Origin of the sequence: Bradyrhizobium sp. Mp19 (genome assembly GCF_029952935.1) — a bacterium.
In the GTDB taxonomy this organism is placed as follows: domain Bacteria; phylum Pseudomonadota; class Alphaproteobacteria; order Rhizobiales; family Xanthobacteraceae; genus Bradyrhizobium; species Bradyrhizobium elkanii.
On record NZ_JASAUT010000004.1, the window covers coordinates 76,612 to 94,756 of the forward strand.

Here is an 18,145-nt window from a genome sequence, read left to right on the forward strand (position 1 = left end):
AAAAACCAGCTCGCTCAGTAAAGCACGGGACGTTGTTAGGCGTGGGTCTTGGCGTGGCCGCCGAGATAGGCCGCGGCGATGGCTTCATTGCCCCACAATTCGTCGGGCTTGCCGCCCAGCACGATCCGTCCTGTTTCCAGGACGAAGCCGTGATCGGCAACCGAGAGTCCCATGCGCGCATTTTGCTCGACGAGCAAGACCGTGGTGTCCTTCCTGATCTGCGAAATAATGCGGAACACCGACTGCACGATGACGGGCGCCAGCCCGAGCGACGGTTCGTCGAGCAGCAGCAGCCGAGGCTTGGCCATCAGGCCGCGCGCCACCGCGACCATCTGCAGCTGGCCGCCGGACAGCGTCCAGCCGAGCGCGTTGGAGAAGGCGCGGATGTCCGGGAACAGGTCGAACATCGCGTCGGCCTCGCGCGAGATCTGCGACGCCGACACCTTCCGGTTCGACGCGCCGAGCATGATGTTCTCTTTCACGGTGAGACCCGGAAACACGCGGCGGCCTTCCGGCACATGCGAGATGCCGAGCCGGACGATCGCTTCCGGCCCGAGGCCGGCGATCGAGTGGCCGTCGAACATAATGTCGCCGGAGGCGGGCTTGGCGAGGCCTGAGATCGCGCGCAACGTGGTCGACTTGCCGGCGCCGTTGGCGCCGAGCAGCGTGACCACCTGCCCCTGCTCCACGGCGATGGTGACGCCGCGCAGCGCCTCGATCTCGCCGTAGCGGACCACGAGATTGCGGATTTCGAGCAGCGGCATCATTCGCTCCCGAGATAGGCGGAGACGACGTCGGGATGGCGCAACACCGCCATGGACTCGCCGTCCGCGATGCGGCGTCCGAAGTTCAGCACGGTGATGTGCTGCGCCGCTTCCGACACCAGCGTCATGTCGTGATCGATGATCAGGATGGTGAGACCCTGGGCTGCGATGCGCTTGAGCAGCTCATGCAACTCCAGCTTCTCGGTCGAGTTGAGGCCGGCGGCCGGCTCGTCGAGCAGCAGCAGCGTCGGGTTCGACGCCAGCGCCCGCGCGATCTCGATCAGCCGCTGGTGGCCATAGGAGAAGCTCGAGATCAATTCGTTGGCGCGGCTGCCGAGGCCGACGAAGGTCAGCGCCTCCATCGCGCGCTCGGTCAGCGCGTCCTCGCCCTTCCCGATCATGGTGTTGCCGGGACGCTCGGCGCCGATCTCGACATTCTCGAGCGCGGTCATCGAGCGGAACAGGCGGATGTTCTGGAAGGTGCGTCCGAGGCCGGCCGCCGTGCGCTGATGCGGCGCCATGTTGGTGATGTCGGTGCCGTCGAGCACGATCCTGCCCGCGGTCGCCTTGTAGAGACCGGACAGCACGTTCAGCGTCGTGGTCTTGCCGGAGCCGTTCGGTCCGATCAGCGCATGCACGCTGCCGCGCTTCACCGCGATATCGACGCCGTCGACCGCCTTGAGGCCGCCGAAATGCTTCGAGAGCCCGGTCACTTCGAGCACGATGTCGCCGCCGGACGTCGCGGGCTTGAGCTGCAAGGCCGCCGCGGCCGGCGGCGCCTTGGTGTGCGCACGCCAACGCGTGAATGCGTCCGACACAAAACCCCAGATACCGTCGGGCATGAAGCGAATGATCAGGATCACGAACAGGCCGTAGATCGCCAGATAAAGTCCCGGCACGCTCTTGAGGAAGCGCAGCCATTCCGGGATCAGGATCAAGAGGCCCGTGCCGATCACCGAGCCGATCGGCGAGGCCACGCCGCCGAGCAGCGACATGGTCAGGAACACGATCGATTCCGCGAACGAGAACTGGTCCGGGCTGACATAGGCGAAGCCGCCGGCGAACAGGCCACCGGCCAGACCGCCGAGCAACGCGCACAGCCCGAACGCGTAGATCTTGGTGCGGAACACGTCGATGCCGTTGACGCCGGCCGCAAGCTCGTTGTCGCGCACCGCACGCATGGCGCGGCCGAGCTTGGTATCAGGAAGATGCCAGACCAGGTAACCGACGATCGCGAGCATCGCGACGCAGAAGGCCAGATAGCTCTGCGAGGACTGGAACAGCTCGGGCCGGCGAATATTGGCGACGCCGTCCGGCCCGTGGGTCACGCCGATGGCGTTGATCATCACCAGCGTCACGATCTGCTGGAACGAGATCGTCACCATCGCAAGGTAGTGTCCGCCGAGCCGCAGCGTCGACATACCGAGGAAAGCGCCGGCAATCAATGTGATCGCGCAGGCGCCAACCAGGCAGAGCCAGAAGTTCAGATGCAGGTCGGCGGTGCCGAGGCCGACCGCATAGGCGCCGAAGCCGAAGAACGCGGCCTGCGCCAGGTTGATCTGGCCGCACAGGCCGAGCACGACCGACAGCCCGAACACCGCGATCGAGAAAGTCGTGGCCTGCAGCAGGATGTTGAGGATGTAACCGTCGAACCGCATGCCGGCGGCGAGCGCCACCAGCACCGCGGCGCCGATGAAATACGGCAGATGACGGATGATCAGCGGCTTCGAGCGCACGGCCGGCGCGGGGATCATGTTGTCGGTGGCGCTCATGCTTTCTCCGCGACACGTTCGCCGAAGATGCCCTGCGGCCGGAACACCAGGAAAGCGATCAGCACCAGGAAGGCAAAGCCGTCCTTGTACGGCACCGAGATGTAGGCTGCACCGAACGTCTCGATGACGCCGAGCGCGAGGCCGCCGACGATAGCGCCTGCGACATCACCGAAGCCGCCGATGATGGTCGCGGCAAACGCCTTCAGCGCAATCGTCGAACCCATCTGGATCGAGACGAACAGCACCGGCGCCACCAGGATGCCGGCGAGACCGCCGAGCACGGCCGAATAGATGAAGGTGATCATGATCATGGTGGAAACGGAAATGCCGAGCAGCGAGGCCATTTCCTTGTCCTGCGAGGTCGCCTGCAGCTTCTTGCCGAGCAGCGTCTTCTCGAAGAACCAGAAATTGAACAGCACCAAGAGGATCGTGACGGCGATGATCAGAAGATACTGGCTGTCGAGATAGACCGGACCAAGCTGAATGCCGGGCGTATCGAACCAGCCCTGCAGCACCTGCGGCTGCGGGCCATAGATCGCGAGCACCGAGTTCGACAGCAGGATCGAGGCGCCAATGGTGGCGATGATCACGGGCAGATAGGTGCGATTGCGCAGCGGATAATAGACGCCGAGATTAAAGATGACGCCGAACAACGCCATGCCGGCGAGCGCGATCAGGAACGACAGCCAGTAAGGCCAGCCGAGATCGACCGAGAACACCACCATCAGATAGGCGGCGACCATCGAGAACTCGCCTTGCGCGAAGTTCACCACGTTGGTGGCGCGGAAGATCAGCACGAAACCAAGCGCGACCAGCGCGTAGACCGCGCCGATGCCGATTCCGGTAAAGAGCAGTTGGAGGACGAGATCCATGACGAGCGCTCGATCTGAGATTTGTATCGCGGACGAACGGCCTCTCCGAGATGGCCCGGAGAGGCCGAACCGCTATCAATCGTTGAAGTCGATATGCTTGTCGTAGACGATCTTGCCCTTGTCGTTCTTCACGACGTTGTAGCCGTGCAGACCGTCGCCGTTCTTGTCGAAATTGTATTCACCCTCGGCGCCGGCGAATTTCTGCGTCGCAAGGATGGCGTCGCGGACCTTGTTCGGATCGGTCGAGCCCGCCTTGTTGATCGCCGCCGACAGGATGGTGATCGCATCATAGGGCCAGGCGCTCTGGTTGTCGGGCGCGGTCTTGTAGGCATCGCGATAGGCCTTGCCGAACGCCTTCGCGGCATCGCTCGAGTCCTCGGCGAAGTCGGCGACGCCGTAGGTGTTGAACAGCGCGGGACCGGCGAGCTTGGTCGAGGAGACCGCCACCACCGAGGGCGAGCCGACCCAGGGAATATTTACGCCGAGCTGACGCAGCTGCCGGGCAAAGATGCCGAGATCGTTCTCAAAGGTGAAGTAGGTGCCGAGCACGTCAGCGCCGGACTGCTTCACGGCCAGCACGACCGGCGTGAAGTCCTGGCTCTGGTTGGCATAACCCTGGTCGAGCACCGGCGGCGCGCCGAGCTTGGTCAGCGCTTCGGTGAGCGCCTTGCCCCCCGCAGTGCCGAAGGCGTCGGTGGAATGGACGATCGCCCATTTCTTCTTGCCGAGCGTGTTGACGCCGAAGTCGGCGATCACGCGGCCGGAGTAATTGTCGTTCGGGCGGAAGCGGAACAGCCAGGGATTGCCGGAATGGGTGAGGTCGGGATTGGTGCCGCCGATCATCACCGGCTTGCCGACCTTGATCACGTCGGGCGCCATCGCCTGCACCTGAGTCGAACGGATCGAGCCAAGGAAGGCGACGATGTCGGATTGAGCGGCGAGCTTGGAGAACGCCAGCACGATGCCCGGATTGGTGGTCTGATCGTCCTCGATGACGAGCTCGACCTGCTTGCCGAGCACGCCGCCGGCCTTGTTGACCGCAGCCAGCGCCAGCTTGGCGCCGTTCTGGGCCCACAGCCCCTGCTCCGCCGCCGGTCCGGTCACCGGCACGCACATGCCGATCTTGATCGTCGCACCCTGCGCCCAAGCGCTGCGCATTAGCGCGGGTGCAGCGAGACCTGCCGCCAAGCCGGCGGAAAACTCACGCCTCGTCAGTTTCATTCAATCCTCCCTGTGGTGCGCCGAGCTTGCATGTCGGCTGCGTTGAAACGAGCTGACGCGTCAATCTGCTGCCCTATCCGCAGCCATTGAACGGCGCGGCGAACAAACATCAGCACCGCTGCAGCGCACAAGACGTGCAACGACGACCATCGATCTGGCGTTTGACGTAGCTAACCATGATTGCACATTGCACGCAATAGCCAAAAGTTCGCTGGCAGCGGTGCGTAAATGCCTGCTACCAACGACCGTGGCGCGATCACGTGTTAGTGTGACCGGCGGGCAGTCATCGATGTCGATTCCAAGAGCGAAATCGCAGACCAGACGGAAGCAGCCGGCCTACGCGCTGATCAAGAGCGCATTGGCAAAGCACATCCGCGCCGGTGACGTGCCACCTGGCACGGTTCTTTCCGAATCGGCGATCGCGACCTTGTTCGGCTCCAGCCGCTCTCCGGTGCGGCAGGCTTTCGAACAGCTCGAGCATATCGGCCTGGTGCGCCGGTTCGACGGTCGCGGCGTCATCGCCGGCAAGCGCAAGGTCGACCCTCGGCGCGTCCCGATCACGCCGGAAATGTTTGGGCTGACCGACGGCCCCGTCGACGCCGTGCGCAGCGACGCCTGGGATACTCTCTACTACAAGCTCGAACGTGAGATCATTTACCGGTCGCTGTTCGGACGCTTCCGCGTCAGCGAGCTCGCATTGGCGCGGCATTTCCGGGTGGGGCGCACGGTGGCGCGCAACCTGCTGTTACGTGCGCAGGCGATCGGCATCCTCGAGAAGGGCGCCAAGGCGCACTGGTACGTGGTGCCGTTGGACGAGGACCGCCTCCGCGACATCTTCGAGGTGCGCGCGACGCTCGAGCCGCTGCTCCTCAAATCCGCGACGGCGACGATTCCTGCCGCCCTGCTCGACCGGATGGCGGAGCGGCTGCGCGAGGGGATCCAGCACCGCGACAGCGTCGGCGTCGGCGAACTCGATGAGATCGAAGGTGACCTCCATATCCGCTGCCTGGGTTACGGCGCCAATCGCGAGATGATCGAAGCCCTCAAGCGCACCCATTGCGCGTTCGTGATCGGCAAGCACATCCAGGTCGCCCTGACCGCGCCGCAGATCGATTCCTTCATGGACGAGCATCTAGTGATCATCGAGGCTTTGCGCACGCGTGACGGCGACGCGGCGGCAGCCATCCTGCGCCGCCATATCGAATGGTCCCACTCGAAGGTCGCGGGCTGGATTGCCGAATTCCGCGCCATCAACGTGATTTCGCGCGTACCCTACATGACCTGAGCGCGAACGCCGCGCGTGATCGCAGCTACTCGTCAGCCTCGACCTCGGCGTCATCGGCCGAGCCCATTCCGGCCAGGCTCGCTTCCAGCGCGCCCAGCATCTCCTGCAATTCGGCAAGCTTGCGCGCCCCGAAGCGCCGGGTGATCTCGGCATAGATCGTCTCCGACGTCGGCGCCACCGCCTCGATCAGCTTCAACCCCTTGGCGGAGATCGAGACCACCGCGCGCCGCGCGTCGTTCTCAGCCGCCTTGCGCTCGATCAACGCGCGGCCCTCGAGATCGCGAAGGATTCGCGACAGGCTCGGGCCGAGCAGAAACGCCATGCGGGCGAGTTCGGTGACCTCGATCTCGTCGACCGCGGTGAGCGCGCGCAGGATCCGCCACTGCTGCTCGGTCAGCCCGTGATTGCGCAGCGACGGACGGAATTGCCGCATCACCGCCTCGCGCGCGCGGAGCAGCGACATCGGCAGCGAGCGCGAGAACTCGCGCATCGGGGTCCGTCGCGCCGCCGCGTCGTCGCTCTGCCCCGGCCGAATGTCGTTCGAATTTTTGCGCGCCATTACCTAATCCTGCGCAACGAAATTTTGCGTTGCAACATGGCTTGATTCAGTTTGCGGGAATTCACTTAACATGTTAATCATCTCCCGACATCCACTTTTGTGTAGCACGCATGGCCCTCTCCAAGGACGATATCCGCGCTGCCGCCGAACGGCTCGACGGCGCGGAAAAGACCCGCAAGCAAATCCGCCAGCTCTCGCTGGAATACCCCCGCATCACCCTCGAAGACGCCTACGCGATTCAGAAGGCCTGGGTCGAGATGAAGGTGGCGCAGGGCCGCGTCGTCAAGGGCCACAAGATCGGCCTGACCTCGAAGGCGATGCAGAGCGCGCTCAATATCGACGAGCCCGATTCCGGAATCCTGCTCGACGACATGTTCTTCGCCGATGGCGGCCTGGTGCCAAGCGACCGCTTCATCGCCACCCGCGTCGAGGCCGAGCTTGCCTTCGTGATGAAGCATCGTCTGGCCGGGCCGAACTGCACGCTGTTCGACGTGCTGAACGCCACCGATTTCGTGGTACCGGCGCTGGAGATCCTGGATACCAGGGTCGAGCGCGTCGATCCCGAGACCAAGGCGACGCGGAAGATCTTCGACACCATCGCCGACAACGCCGCCAATGCCGGTATCGTGCTCGGCGGCCGGCCGATCCGCCCGCTGGACGCCGACCTGCGCTGGATCGGCGCGCTGTGCTTCCGAAATGGTCAGCTCGAGGAAACCGGTCTGGCCGCCGGCGTGTTGAACCATCCGGCGACCGCGGTGGCGTGGCTGGCCAACAAGATCGCGCCGAACGGACTGGCGCTGGAGGCCGGCCAGGTCGTGCTGGCGGGCTCCTTCATCCGTCCGATCGAGACCCGCAAGGGCGACACCATCCAGGCCGACTACGGACCGTACGGTTCCGTAAGCTGCTACTTCGCCTGACGCCTTCAGCAGGAGCGCTGCATGCCGCATTTCACGCTTGAATACTCCGCCAATCTCGACGATCTCGTCGACATGGGCGCGACGGTCGAACTGGTCCGCAAGGCCGCGGTCGAGACCGGCATCTTCCCGCTCGGCGGCATCCGCGTCCGCGCCGTCAGATGCGAGCATTATGCGATCGCCGACGGCCGCAAGAATTACGGCTTCCTCGACATGGTGCTGCGGCTCGGCGAAGGCCGCGATCTCGCCACCCGCAAGAAGGCCGGCGAGCACATCTTCAACGCGCTCTCGGCTCATCTCGATCCGGTCTTCGCCAACAGCAAATTCGCGTTGTCGTTCGACATGCAGATCAACGACAAGGACACCAGCTGGAAACGCAACAACATCCACGACGCACTGAAGGTGGAGACGGTCAATGGATAAAGCCACCCCGAAATCGTCAGCCGACGTATTCCAGGCCAACCGCGATCGCGCCGGCCCGCTGCTTGCAAGCTTGAAAGCCGAAGGCATCGGCCATGTGATCGACGGCAAGGTCGTGCCTGCGGCCTCCGGGCAGACTTTCGAGACGAAATCGCCGATCGACGGCACGGTGCTGGCCACGGTCGCACGCGGCAATGCCGAAGACATCGACCGTGCCGCGGCCACGGCGTCCAAGGCCTTCAAGGCCTGGCGGGACATGCCGGCGGCGCAGCGCCGCAAGCTGCTGCATCGCGTCGCCGATGCGATCGAGGCGCGAGCCGACGACATCGCCGTGCTCGAATGCATCGACACCGGCCAGGCGCACCGCTTCATGGCCAAGGCCGCGATCCGCGCCGCGGAGAATTTCCGCTTCTTCGCCGACAAATGCGGCGAGGCCCGCGACGGCCTCAACACGCCCTCGGAAGAGCACTGGAACATCTCGACCCGCGTGCCGATCGGCCCGGTCGGCGTGATCACGCCGTGGAACACGCCGTTCATGCTCTCGACCTGGAAGATCGCACCCGCCCTCGCCGCGGGTTGCACCGTGGTGCACAAGCCGGCGGAATGGTCGCCGGTAACCGCCGATCTGCTGGTCAAACTCGCAAAACAGGCCGGCATCCCCGACGGCGTGCTCAATACCGTGCATGGTTTCGGCGAAGAGGCCGGCAAGGCGCTGACCGAGCACCCCGCCATCAAGGCGATCGGCTTCGTCGGCGAAAGCGCGACGGGCTCGGCGATCATGGCGCAGGGCGCACCGACCCTGAAGCGGGTGCATTTCGAGCTCGGCGGCAAGAACCCGGTGATCGTATTCGACGACGCCGATCTCGACCGCGCGCTCGATGCGGTCGTGTTCATGATCTACTCGCTCAATGGCGAGCGCTGCACGTCGTCGAGCCGGCTGCTGGTTCAGGAGAGCGTCGCCGGCAAGTTCATCGAGAAACTGACCCAACGCGTGAAGGCGCTGAAGGTGGGTCACCCCCTCGATCCCGCAACCGAGATCGGGCCGTTGATCCATGAGCGGCATCTCGCCAAGGTGTGCAGCTATTTCGACGTCGCCAAGAACGACGGCGCGACGATCGCAGTCGGCGGCCAGCCGCATGACGGCCCCGGCGGCGGCCACTATGTGCAGCCGACGCTGGTCACCGGCGCCAACGCCAAGATGCGCGTCGCGCAGGAAGAGGTGTTCGGCCCGTTCCTGACCGTCATCCCGTTCAAGGACGAGGCTGAGGCCATCGGGATCGCCAATGGCGTGCAATACGGCCTGACCGGCTATGTCTGGACCGGCGACATGGGCCGCGCGCTGCGGGTGGCGGATGCGCTGGAAGCCGGCATGATCTGGCTCAACTCGGAAAACGTCCGCCATCTGCCGACCCCGTTCGGCGGCATGAAGTCGTCAGGCATCGGCCGCGACGGCGGCGACTATTCGTTCGACTTCTACATGGAAACCAAGCACGTCTCGCTCGCGCGTGGGACGCACAAGATTCAGAAACTGGGAATTTAGCCAGCCGTCGTTCCGGGGCGATGCGCAGCGTCGAACCCGGAACTTCGAGATTCCGGGTTCTCGCTTCGCGAGCCCCGGAATGACGATAAAATTGAGGGGAAACACCGATGCCCGTTCCGACGCATGTTTTCGATCCGCCGTTCAACATCATCCGCTGCAGCCATGCCGTGCTCGACGTCACGGATCTCGACAAGAGCGCCGCCTTCTACGAGAAGACGGTCGGCCTCCACATCGAGGACCGCGACGACAAGTCGGTGTATCTGCGCGCCAGCGAGGAGCACCAGCATCACTCGGTGGTGCTGCGCAAGGCGCCGAAAGCGGCCTGCAACCGGCTTGGCTTCAAGGTCGGCAATGACGGCGACCTCGACAAGGCCGCTGCCTTCTTCTCCGAGAACGGCATCGCCTACGCCTTCGTCGACCAGCCGTTCCAGGGCCGCACGCTGCAATTCACCGATCCGTTCGGCTTCCAGATCGAGCTTTACGCCACGATGGAGAAACGCCCGCATCTGCTGCGGCGCTACGACCTCTACAAGGGCTGCCATCCGCAGCGGCTCGACCATTTCAACGTGTTCGCCGCCGAGGTTCAGGACACCGTCGACTTCTACGCCCGGCTCGGCTTCCGCCTCACCGAATATGCCGAGGAGGACGGCGACAACGGCCGCATCGCTGCCGCCTGGATGCACCGCAAGGGCAACGTCCACGACTTCGCCATCACCAACGGCCGTGGCCCGCGCCTGCACCACATCGCCTATTGGGTGCCGACAGCGATGAACATCGTGCATCTCTGCGACGTGATGGCCTCCTCCGGCTTCCTCAAGAACATCGAGCGCGGCCCTGGCCGGCACGGCATCTCCAACGCCTTCTTCCTCTACATCCGCGACCCCGACGGCCACCGCATCGAGCTCTACACCAGCGACTATTTCACCGGCGATCACGACCATGAGCCGCTGCGCTGGTCGCTGCGCGATCCGCGCCGCCAGACGCTGTGGGGCGCGCCGGCGCCGCGCTCCTGGTTCGAGGAAGGCTCGACCTTCGCCGGCCAGGCGGTGCGCGAGCCGCGCTTCGTCGCCGACGTGCTGGTTGCGGACTAGTGAACAAGATTCCATCCCCTCGTCGTCCCGGCGAAAGCCGGGATCCATAACCACCGAATAGGGTTGCCGAAAGAATGTCTGGCCGCGTACCCATTCCGATGGCCGCGGCGTATGGGTCCCGGCCCCCGTGCGCAACTGCGCACTAGGCCGGGACGACACCAATGAATGGATTTCCGATGTCAGCCCCTCGCCTCGCCACCTATTCCGCCAACGGCGCCACCAGCTATGGCGCCGTCACCGACACCGGCATCGTCGACCTCTCGTCGCGCTTCAAGGACTATCCGACGCTACGCGAAGCAATCGCCGCCGGCGCGCTGAGCAGGCTCGTGGAGGATGCCGCCAGGCGCGCGCCCGACCATGCGCTCGACGCAGTCGCGTGGCAGCCGCCGATCCCGGCGCCGGAAAAGATCATCTGCATCGGCGTCAACTACCCGGACCGCAATGCCGAATACAAGGACGGCTCGGACGCGCCGAAGTATCCCAGCATGTTTCTGCGGGTGCCGCGCTCCTTCGTCGGCCACAACACGCCCGTGGTGCGGCCACGCATCTCGCCGCAGCTCGACTATGAGGGGGAGCTGGTGCTGGTGATCGGCAAGGCCGGCCGGCACATTGCGGAGAGCGCCGCGCTCGATCACATCGCCGCGATCACGCTCTGCAACGAAGGCACCATCCGCGACTGGGTGCGCCACGCCAAGTTCAACGTCACCCAGGGCAAGAACTTCGATTCCACCGGCAGCCTCGGCCCGTGGATCGTGCCCTATACCAGCGAAGCACAGATCGCCGATATCCACCTGACCACGCGGGTGAATGGCGAGACCCGCCAGGACGACCGCACCTCGCGCTTGATCTTCGGCTTCCGCTACCTCATCAACTACATCTCGAGCTTTACGACGCTGGCTCCCGGCGACATCATCGTCACGGGCACCCCGACCGGCGCAGGTGCGCGATTCGATCCGCCGCGCTATCTGAAGCCCGGCGATGTCGTCGAGGTCGAGGCCGAAGGCGTCGGCATTCTGCGCAACAGCGTCGTCGACGAAGCCACCTAACCTCGAAAGCAAAGTGGACAGTGCCATGACCTCAACATCCGGCGGCGAAGCGATCGTCAACGGCCTCGTCGCCCACGGCGTCGATACTGTGTTCGGCCTGCCCGGCGCGCAGATCTATGGCCTGTTCGATGCCTTCCACCAGGCCCAGATCAAGGTGATCGGCGCCCGGCATGAGCAGGCCTGCGGCTACATGGCGTTCGGCTATGCGCGCTCCAGCGGCAAGCCCGGCGTGTTCAGCGTGGTGCCCGGCCCCGGCGTGCTCAACGCCTCCGCGGCGCTGCTCACCGCATTCGGCTGCAACGAGCCGGTGCTGTGCCTGACCGGTCAGGTGCCGACGCAATTCCTTGGCAAGGGCCGCGGCCATCTGCACGAGATGCCGGACCAGCTCGCGACGCTGCGCACCTTCGTGAAATGGGCCGACCGGATCGAATACCCTGATAACGCGCCCGCGCTGGTGTCGCGCGCGTTCCAGGAGATGCTGTCGGGCCGGCGCGGCCCGGCTTCGCTGGAGATGCCGTGGGATGTCTTCACCCAGCGCACTCAGGTCGCGCCCGTCAACCCGTTCGATCCGTTGCCGGCGCCGCAGCCCGACCCGGACCGCATCAAGGCCGCCGCCGACCTGATCGCCGGCAGCAAGGCGCCGATGATCTTCGTCGGCAGCGGCGCCATCGAGGCGCGCGAGGAAATCCTCGAATTGGCCGAGATGATCGACGCGCCGGTCGTCGCATTCCGCAGCGGCCGCGGCATCGTCTCCAACGCGCATGAACTCGGGCTCACCATGGCTTCGGCCTACAAGCTCTGGCCGAAGACCGATCTGATGATCGGCATCGGCACGCGCCTCGAGCTGCCGACCATGTCGCGTTGGCCCTACCAGCCGGCCGGACTGAAATGCGTGCGCATCGACATCGATCCGGTCGAGCTGCGGCGCTGGCCGGCTGATGCCGGTGTGATCGCGGACGCCAGGGCCGGCACCGCCGATCTCGTCGCCGCCGTGCGCAAGGTGGGCTACCGCAAGACCTCCGGCCGTCGCGCCGCGATCCGCGAGGCGACCGCGGCTACCGAGCAGGAAATCCAGCGCATCCAGCCTCAGATGGCGTATCTGAAGATCCTGCGCGAGGTGCTGCCGGCCAACGCCATCGTCACCGACGAGCTGTCGCAGGTCGGTTTCGCCTCCTGGTACGGCTTTCCGATCTATGAGCCGCGAACCTTCGTCACCTCGGGCTATCAAGGCACGCTCGGCTCGGGCTTCCCGACCGCGCTCGGCGCCAAGGTCGCCAACCCGGACAAGCCGGTGGTCGCGATATCAGGCGACGGCGGCTTCATGTTCGGCGTGCAGGAACTCGCCACCGCGGTGCAGTTCAAGATCGGCGTGGTGACGCTCGTCTTCAACAACAACGCCTATGGCAATGTCCGCCGCGACCAACGCGAGCGCTTCGACGGCCGCGTCGTCGCCTCCGACCTGGTGAATCCGGATTTCGTGAAGCTTGCAGAATCCTTCGGCGTCGGCGCCGCGCGCGTCACCTCGCCCGATCACTTCCGCCCCGTGCTGGAGAAGGCGCTGGCCGACGGCGGGCCTTACGTAATCTCGGTGGAAGTGCCGACGGATTCGGAAGTCAGCCCCTGGGCGTTCATCCACCCGGCGCGGAACAACTAGTCTAGCTAGGCGGCTTTCGCGCCGCGTTGCAGCCGTGACGCGGCGATCACGAGCAGGCCGGCGCCGGCGACCGACCAGCAGGCGACCGGCGCCCAGTGCACCAGCGGCGCGTAGTCCGGCATCTTCTGCAGGCCGCCGGCGACGGCCGCCATCCGCGCAAAGGTCGCGAGCGCCAGCGCCGAGAAGACGAGGCCGGTGACCTTGCCTTCCGCGCCGGTCTCCCCGATCGCAAGCGCCGCGGACACCGCGCTCATCAGCATGCAGCCCCAAGCGGCCCCCGCCATGAATTGCGCCACGATCAGGCCATTGAGGCTTCCGGCGATCTCCGCGGCGACGATCGCGAATGCGCCAAGCAGCCCCGCCATGCCCATCACGATCAGGCCGCCGCGATGCTTGACGACAATGCTCGCCGGAAACATCGCGATGTTGAAGCCGATCCAGAACACCGGCATCAGCCATTGCAAATCGCCCGGCCTGGCAAAGCGCAAATAGAACGGCGCGCTGTTGATGTTGAAGTGCAGCTGATAGCCGAGCGAGAGCAGCACCATCGATCCGATCAAAAACATCGGCACCGCGCCGAGCCGCTTGGCCGGGGGCGCAAGCCGCGCCGGCTGCGCCTCCGCCGCGATGCGGCGCTCGATCCCCGAGAAGGCCAGCGCGGTCAGCAGCAGCACGACGCCCGACAGCACGAACGGCAGCCGCGCATCCTGGTTGCGCAGCACGACGCCAAGATAGGGCGAGACCGCGCCCGCGATGCCATAACCCAGCATCGCCAGCGCAGCGAGGAACGGCACCGAGGGTTGCGCGCGATACTTGCCGAGCAGCGTGAGCGGCGGCGCACGCAAGGCCGACGACGTCACGGCCCAGATCACGATCAACACGATCAGCCAGACCTTTGCCCCCGGCCCGGTGCCGGCGACGTAAGGCAGCGCGATGAAGGCGGCGCAGGAGATCGCGGCGAGGATGCCGACGAACAAGCCAAGGCGGCCGACCAGGCTCGAAATCCTGTCGGCGGCCATGCCCATCGCCGTGTCGGTGATGGTGAAGATGCCCTGATCCATCATCAGGATCAGGATCACGGTCGCCGGCGCGATGCCGACATCGGCGCACAGCTTCGGCAGATAGATCAGATAGGTGGTCCAGCCCAGCGTGAACACGAGCTGCAGCACGGCGAGATAGACGCCGGTGCGGTTGACGGCGCGGTCGGCCTTGGTGGTCATGAGCCAAGTCTAGACCACCGGCCCGATTTGCGGGAGGGGAGTCAGCGCACCTTGCGGAAGGTCAAATTGATGCGCTGGCGGCCGAGCACGCTATGCTCGCCGTCGGCGAGCGGTGCGACGCCGTGATAAAACAACCGTGACGGGCCGCCCCACACCGCAACGTCGCCATGCTCGAGTCGATAGCGGCGCGGCGTATCGCTGCGCTTCAGGCCGCCGAACAGGAAGATCGCCGGCAGCCCGAGCGAGATTGACACGATCGGCGCGCGGTAGTCGAGCTCGTCCTTGTCCTGATGCAGCGACAGTTTTGCGCCGGCGACGTAGCGATTGATCAGGCAGGCCTGCGGCGCGAAGCCGGTGAAGCCGGCTTCATCAGCGGCGCCGGCGGCAAGCCTGCGCAGCACCTCCGGCATTTCAGGCCAGGGTTGTCCCGAGTCGGGATCGATCGGATCATAGCGATAGCCGCTGGGATCGGAGACCCAGCCGAGGCTGCCGCAATTGGTCATCGCCACCGACATGCGGTGGCCGCCCGGCGTGATCAGATGCCGGAACGGCGCCTGCTTGATGATGACACGCAATGCCGGGATCAGCTCGGCCTCGAACGGCCGGACAAAGCCGCGCAGCAGCACCGCGCCATCCGCGATCGTCTCGCGCGACGGCCGTGCATCGCCAATTGTCTCGAACAGATCAGCGGCCACGCCTCTCTCGCACTCACTTCGCGTCGTGGAAGATCACACCAACGGTGTGGCGGTGGCCGGAGCGAATCCGGCTGACGCCGTGGCGCAGATTGACACGATACGGTCCGCGCGTCCCCTGCACCGGGCGATGATGCACGGCAAAGGCCACCGCATCGCCCTTGGTGAGCGGCACCACCTCAGGGCGCGACTGCATCCGCGGCCGCTGCTCGGTCAGCACGAACTCGCCGCCGCTGAAATCGCGCCCCGGCTGCGACAGCAGGATCGCGACCTGGATCGGAAACACGTGCTCGCCATAGAGGTCCTGGTGCAGGCAGTTGTAGTCGCCCTCGCCATATTGCAGCAGCAGCGGCGTCGGCCGCGTCTGTCCGGCATCATGGCAGCGCTTCAAGAACGCCGCATGCGACGGAGGATATCGGATCTCGATCCCCATCGTCTCGTTCCAACGATTGGCTGTCGCGGTCAGCCGCGCATAGAGCGCCGGCCGCAGCTCCGCGATCAGGTCCGGCAGCGGATACGAGAAGTATTTATACTCGCCGCGGCCGAAGCCGTGGCGGCCCATCACGATCCGGCTGCGGAACTGGCTGTCGTCGGGATACAGCGCCGCGATGGCATCGCATTCCTCAGGCGTCAGCAAGCCGTTGAGGACGGCGCAGCCCAGCCCGTCGAGATCGGTCGTGATCCGGTCCCAGTCGAGCGCGTCGACGCGGGCCGGGATACCGGTGGGTGGACGGGTGATTGTTTTGGCTGTTGCTGTCATGGGACGGAATCTGGCCCCTGATTGCGGCCCGCGCCACCCGATTTCCGATCGAAATATGCCGAGAACGCCGCCACAATTGCGGTGTCGTCCCGGCGAAAGCCGGGACCCATAACCACAGCTGCTGGTTGTTCGAAAGCCGTCTGGCCGCGTGCCCTTTCCGAAGGCCGCGGCGTATGGGTCCCTGCTTTCGCAGGGACGACGCGTGGAGAGGTCTCGGTCGGCTCTGACGCAGCGGTGCGCGGTGAAAGGTCAGCCCCTCACCGGCAGCGTCACCACATCGTAGCCGTGGCCGATCTTCCGCTTCAGCACCGGGTCTTCGAGCTCGAACTCGAAGCGGCTGGCCGGGCGGATGCCGCCCTTGGCGGCGAAGGTGCCGCCGAACATGGCGCAGCCGTCGGGCAGCGCACCCTGGTCGAAGCCGCGCGCGATCAGGTCCTTCACCGGCAGCATGTGATCCAGCGTGCCTTCCTGGTAGAGCACGCGTTGGCCGCCGATTGTGGCCCAGGAGCGCAGAACGAGCTGGTCCCAGTGATCAATCACATCCTCGAGCTCCCAGAGCTCCGACGCCATCGGCTTGTCGCACATCTGCTTCGACACCGTGACGCTGTAGCTCTCGACCTTGCGGTCAGTGTGGTCGGAGCCGCATCCGACGAAGATGCGGCCCTGCCAGCCGATCAGCACGAACTCGACCTCGCCGCTCGAATCCTCGCCGCAGACTTCGATGGCATCGGCGAAGGTGAGCCGGCGCGCCGAGCAGCGGTAGTAGATCGGCGTGGTCGCGGGCCGTGCGATGCCGAGCGCCTCGAGCTCGGCGATATGCTTGTCGCGCGCCACCGGATCGCGGCCGGTCCAGCCGGCGATCACGGCCTGCCTGATTTCCAGTGTGAGCGGAGTGGCGACGCCCTTGTCGTCGACATTGAAGGTGAGATCAAACACGGATCACGGTCTCCATTCCGGCAGCGAGCTCGAAAATGCGCCGATCCGAACCGCCCGCGGCGGCGAGCATCAGGCCGACCGGCGCCTCGCCCTCGCGATGCGCGGGCAGCGAGATCGCGCAGCCGTCGAGCACATTGATCAGCGTGCAGTTGCGCAGCGCGCGCAAATTCTCGGTGGCGAACGCCTTGTCGTCGGCGAGGCTGGCGATCGTTGGCGGCAGGTTGGCCGTGGTCGGCAGCACCATCGCATCGTAGGGCGCGATCCGCTTCTCGGTGCGCGCGATGAAGGAGCGGCGCGCGTTGAGCAGATCGATATAGTCGGCGGCCGGGAAGCCCTCGCCGCGCTGGATGCGCACCGCGACGCGCGGATCGTAGATGTCGCCCTTGCTGGTCAGCAGGAAGCGGTGCCAGGCATAGCTTTCGGCGGCGGCAAAGCCGCCCTTGGTGTTCATGACGCCGACATCGAGCAATTCGGGCACCTCCATGCGATCGATCAAGGCGCCGGCGCGCGACAGCGCGCCAAGCGCGCGCTCGAAGGTTTTCGCGACGGCCTCATCGAGGTCGTCGAGCGCGACCGTGGTCGGCACCGCGAGCCGCATGCCCTTGACCGGGCGCGGCGTGAGCGGCGTCACCGGCTGGTCGGCGAGCACCGCGTCGAGCGCGGCGCAGCAGGCCACCGAATTGGCCAGCGGGCCGTAGCTGTCGAGCGTGAACGACAGCGGCACGCCGCCATCGAGCGGAATCCGGCGTTGCGTCGGCTTGTAGCCGACGATGCCGTTGAAGGCGGCCGGAATCCGGCAGGAGCCGCCGGTGTCGGTGCCGAGCGCGCCGAACGCCATGCCGTCGGCGATCGAGACCGCCGCCCCCGAGGACGAGCCGCCCGGCACGTGGCCGACGCTCCGGTTCCAGGCGCTCTTCGGCGTGCCGTAATGCGGATTGATGCCGATGCCGGAATAGGCGAACTCGGTCATGTTGGTGCGGCCGATCACGACGAAGCCGGCGCGCTTGAGCCGCGCCACCACCGGTGCATCGGCATCCGCCGGCGCCGAATCCTCCAGCGCCCGGGAGCCGGCGCGCGTCACCTGCCCCTTGATGTCGAACAGGTCCTTGATCGAGACCGGAATGCCTGCAAAGGGCGACGGCGCGGCATTGGCCTTGCGCAGGTGGTCCATGGCATCGGCGGCCTCCAGCGCGGCGTCGCGGTCGACATGGATAAAGGTGCGCTGGCCCTCCCCCGAGGGATCAGCGATTTTGGCGATGCACTGCTCGACGAGCTTGCGGGCAGAGGTCGCGCCGCTGGCGAGATCGGCGGCAAGGGAGGCGAGTGTCGGATTCTTGGGCATGGCTTTCACTTCACGGCTTGCACTTCATGGCTTGCACCGATTGTTGCGCGAACTGGG

General features: G+C 65.6%; 17 protein-coding genes. 7 read left to right on the forward strand and 10 right to left on the reverse strand.

Annotation, left to right across the window (positions count from 1 at the left end; genetic code table 11):
* Positions 1-35 precede the first annotated feature (35 nt).
* The 4 genes from QJT82_RS06920 to QJT82_RS06935 all read right to left on the reverse strand — a co-directional run bounded on the left by QJT82_RS06920 (position 36) and on the right by QJT82_RS06935 (position 4,629).
* Complete coding sequence (locus tag QJT82_RS06920; RefSeq protein WP_028338711.1) at positions 36-764, reverse strand: ABC transporter ATP-binding protein; 729 nt, start codon at positions 762-764, stop codon at positions 36-38.
* Complete coding sequence (locus tag QJT82_RS06925; protein ID WP_028338712.1) at positions 764-2,536, reverse strand: branched-chain amino acid ABC transporter ATP-binding protein/permease; 1,773 nt, start codon at positions 2,534-2,536, stop codon at positions 764-766. Before QJT82_RS06925 ends, QJT82_RS06920 begins: the two co-directional genes overlap by 1 nt.
* Positions 2,533-3,408: a branched-chain amino acid ABC transporter permease gene (locus tag QJT82_RS06930; RefSeq protein ID WP_028338713.1), complete on the reverse strand. Its 876-nt coding sequence runs from the start codon at positions 3,406-3,408 to the stop codon at positions 2,533-2,535. The genes QJT82_RS06925 and QJT82_RS06930 overlap by 4 nt, the downstream gene beginning before the upstream one ends.
* Positions 3,409-3,483: 75 nt before the next feature.
* Positions 3,484-4,629: an ABC transporter substrate-binding protein gene (locus QJT82_RS06935; RefSeq protein WP_028338714.1), complete on the reverse strand. Its 1,146-nt coding sequence runs from the start codon at positions 4,627-4,629 to the stop codon at positions 3,484-3,486.
* A 289-nt stretch (positions 4,630-4,918) separates the two neighbouring features.
* On the opposite strand from QJT82_RS06935, the gene QJT82_RS06940 reads away from it, so the two are divergent.
* A complete protein-coding gene (locus tag QJT82_RS06940) occupies positions 4,919-5,914 on the forward strand; it encodes a GntR family transcriptional regulator (protein WP_028338715.1) in 996 nt (331 codons plus the stop codon).
* 25 nt (positions 5,915-5,939) lie between these two features.
* On the opposite strand, the gene hpaR is transcribed toward QJT82_RS06940, so the two are convergent.
* Complete coding sequence (hpaR, locus tag QJT82_RS06945) at positions 5,940-6,473, reverse strand: homoprotocatechuate degradation operon regulator HpaR (protein WP_028338716.1); 534 nt, start codon at positions 6,471-6,473, stop codon at positions 5,940-5,942.
* A gap of 110 nt (positions 6,474-6,583) precedes the next feature.
* Here hpaR and hpaH point away from each other — a divergent pair, with 110 nt between their 5' ends.
* From hpaH to QJT82_RS06975, 6 genes are all read left to right on the forward strand, one after another.
* Complete coding sequence (hpaH, locus tag QJT82_RS06950; protein ID WP_212054377.1) at positions 6,584-7,390, forward strand: 2-oxo-hept-4-ene-1,7-dioate hydratase; 807 nt, start codon at positions 6,584-6,586, stop codon at positions 7,388-7,390.
* 21 nt (positions 7,391-7,411) lie between these two features.
* Entirely contained in the window at positions 7,412-7,810 is a 399-nt protein-coding gene (locus QJT82_RS06955; RefSeq protein ID WP_028338718.1) for a 5-carboxymethyl-2-hydroxymuconate Delta-isomerase, read from the forward strand.
* Positions 7,803-9,347, forward strand: a complete 1,545-nt coding sequence (hpaE, locus tag QJT82_RS06960; RefSeq protein ID WP_028338719.1) for a 5-carboxymethyl-2-hydroxymuconate semialdehyde dehydrogenase — start codon at positions 7,803-7,805, stop codon at positions 9,345-9,347. The genes QJT82_RS06955 and hpaE overlap by 8 nt, the downstream gene beginning before the upstream one ends.
* 107 nt (positions 9,348-9,454) lie before the next feature.
* Positions 9,455-10,438: a 3,4-dihydroxyphenylacetate 2,3-dioxygenase gene (hpaD, locus tag QJT82_RS06965; protein WP_028338720.1), complete on the forward strand. Its 984-nt coding sequence runs from the start codon at positions 9,455-9,457 to the stop codon at positions 10,436-10,438.
* Between the two features lie 176 nt (positions 10,439-10,614).
* Positions 10,615-11,484, forward strand: a complete 870-nt coding sequence (locus QJT82_RS06970) for a fumarylacetoacetate hydrolase family protein (RefSeq protein WP_259244364.1) — start codon at positions 10,615-10,617, stop codon at positions 11,482-11,484.
* A gap of 25 nt (positions 11,485-11,509) precedes the next feature.
* Positions 11,510-13,138, forward strand: a complete 1,629-nt coding sequence (locus QJT82_RS06975) for a thiamine pyrophosphate-dependent enzyme (RefSeq protein ID WP_028338722.1) — start codon at positions 11,510-11,512, stop codon at positions 13,136-13,138.
* A 5-nt stretch (positions 13,139-13,143) separates the two neighbouring features.
* Here QJT82_RS06975 and QJT82_RS06980 read toward each other — a convergent pair whose 3' ends face one another.
* The 5 genes from QJT82_RS06980 to QJT82_RS07000 all read right to left on the reverse strand — a co-directional run bounded on the left by QJT82_RS06980 (position 13,144) and on the right by QJT82_RS07000 (position 18,088).
* Positions 13,144-14,358, reverse strand: coding sequence for an MFS transporter (locus tag QJT82_RS06980; protein ID WP_028338723.1), 1,215 nt, complete (start codon positions 14,356-14,358; stop codon positions 13,144-13,146).
* A 41-nt stretch (positions 14,359-14,399) separates the two neighbouring features.
* Entirely contained in the window at positions 14,400-15,053 is a 654-nt protein-coding gene (gene alkB, locus QJT82_RS06985) for a DNA oxidative demethylase AlkB (RefSeq protein WP_028338724.1), read from the reverse strand.
* A gap of 13 nt (positions 15,054-15,066) precedes the next feature.
* Positions 15,067-15,810: a 2OG-Fe(II) oxygenase gene (locus QJT82_RS06990; protein WP_028338725.1), complete on the reverse strand. Its 744-nt coding sequence runs from the start codon at positions 15,808-15,810 to the stop codon at positions 15,067-15,069.
* A 249-nt stretch (positions 15,811-16,059) separates the two neighbouring features.
* A complete protein-coding gene (locus tag QJT82_RS06995) occupies positions 16,060-16,746 on the reverse strand; it encodes a DUF2848 domain-containing protein (protein WP_028338726.1) in 687 nt (228 codons plus the stop codon).
* Positions 16,739-18,088 (reverse strand): amidase, encoded by a 1,350-nt coding sequence (locus QJT82_RS07000; protein ID WP_028338727.1) that lies wholly within the window; start codon positions 18,086-18,088, stop codon positions 16,739-16,741. Before QJT82_RS07000 ends, QJT82_RS06995 begins: the two co-directional genes overlap by 8 nt.
* Between the last annotated feature and the right edge of the window lie 57 nt (positions 18,089-18,145).

Coding starts and splice junctions, on each gene's coding strand:
- QJT82_RS06920 (WP_028338711.1), bottom strand. CDS start 764: ATGCCGCTGCTCGAAATCCGCAATCTCGTGGTCCGCTACGGCGAGATC.
- QJT82_RS06925 (WP_028338712.1), bottom strand. CDS start 2,536: ATGAGCGCCACCGACAACATGATCCCCGCGCCGGCCGTGCGCTCGAAG.
- QJT82_RS06930 (WP_028338713.1), bottom strand. CDS start 3,408: ATGGATCTCGTCCTCCAACTGCTCTTTACCGGAATCGGCATCGGCGCG.
- QJT82_RS06935 (WP_028338714.1), bottom strand. CDS start 4,629: ATGAAACTGACGAGGCGTGAGTTTTCCGCCGGCTTGGCGGCAGGTCTC.
- QJT82_RS06940 (WP_028338715.1), top strand. CDS start 4,919: ATGTCGATTCCAAGAGCGAAATCGCAGACCAGACGGAAGCAGCCGGCC.
- hpaR (WP_028338716.1), bottom strand. CDS start 6,473: ATGGCGCGCAAAAATTCGAACGACATTCGGCCGGGGCAGAGCGACGAC.
- hpaH (WP_212054377.1), top strand. CDS start 6,584: ATGGCCCTCTCCAAGGACGATATCCGCGCTGCCGCCGAACGGCTCGAC.
- QJT82_RS06955 (WP_028338718.1), top strand. CDS start 7,412: ATGCCGCATTTCACGCTTGAATACTCCGCCAATCTCGACGATCTCGTC.
- hpaE (WP_028338719.1), top strand. CDS start 7,803: ATGGATAAAGCCACCCCGAAATCGTCAGCCGACGTATTCCAGGCCAAC.
- hpaD (WP_028338720.1), top strand. CDS start 9,455: ATGCCCGTTCCGACGCATGTTTTCGATCCGCCGTTCAACATCATCCGC.
- QJT82_RS06970 (WP_259244364.1), top strand. CDS start 10,615: ATGTCAGCCCCTCGCCTCGCCACCTATTCCGCCAACGGCGCCACCAGC.
- QJT82_RS06975 (WP_028338722.1), top strand. CDS start 11,510: ATGACCTCAACATCCGGCGGCGAAGCGATCGTCAACGGCCTCGTCGCC.
- QJT82_RS06980 (WP_028338723.1), bottom strand. CDS start 14,358: ATGACCACCAAGGCCGACCGCGCCGTCAACCGCACCGGCGTCTATCTC.
- QJT82_RS06990 (WP_028338725.1), bottom strand. CDS start 15,810: ATGACAGCAACAGCCAAAACAATCACCCGTCCACCCACCGGTATCCCG.
- QJT82_RS07000 (WP_028338727.1), bottom strand. CDS start 18,088: ATGCCCAAGAATCCGACACTCGCCTCCCTTGCCGCCGATCTCGCCAGC.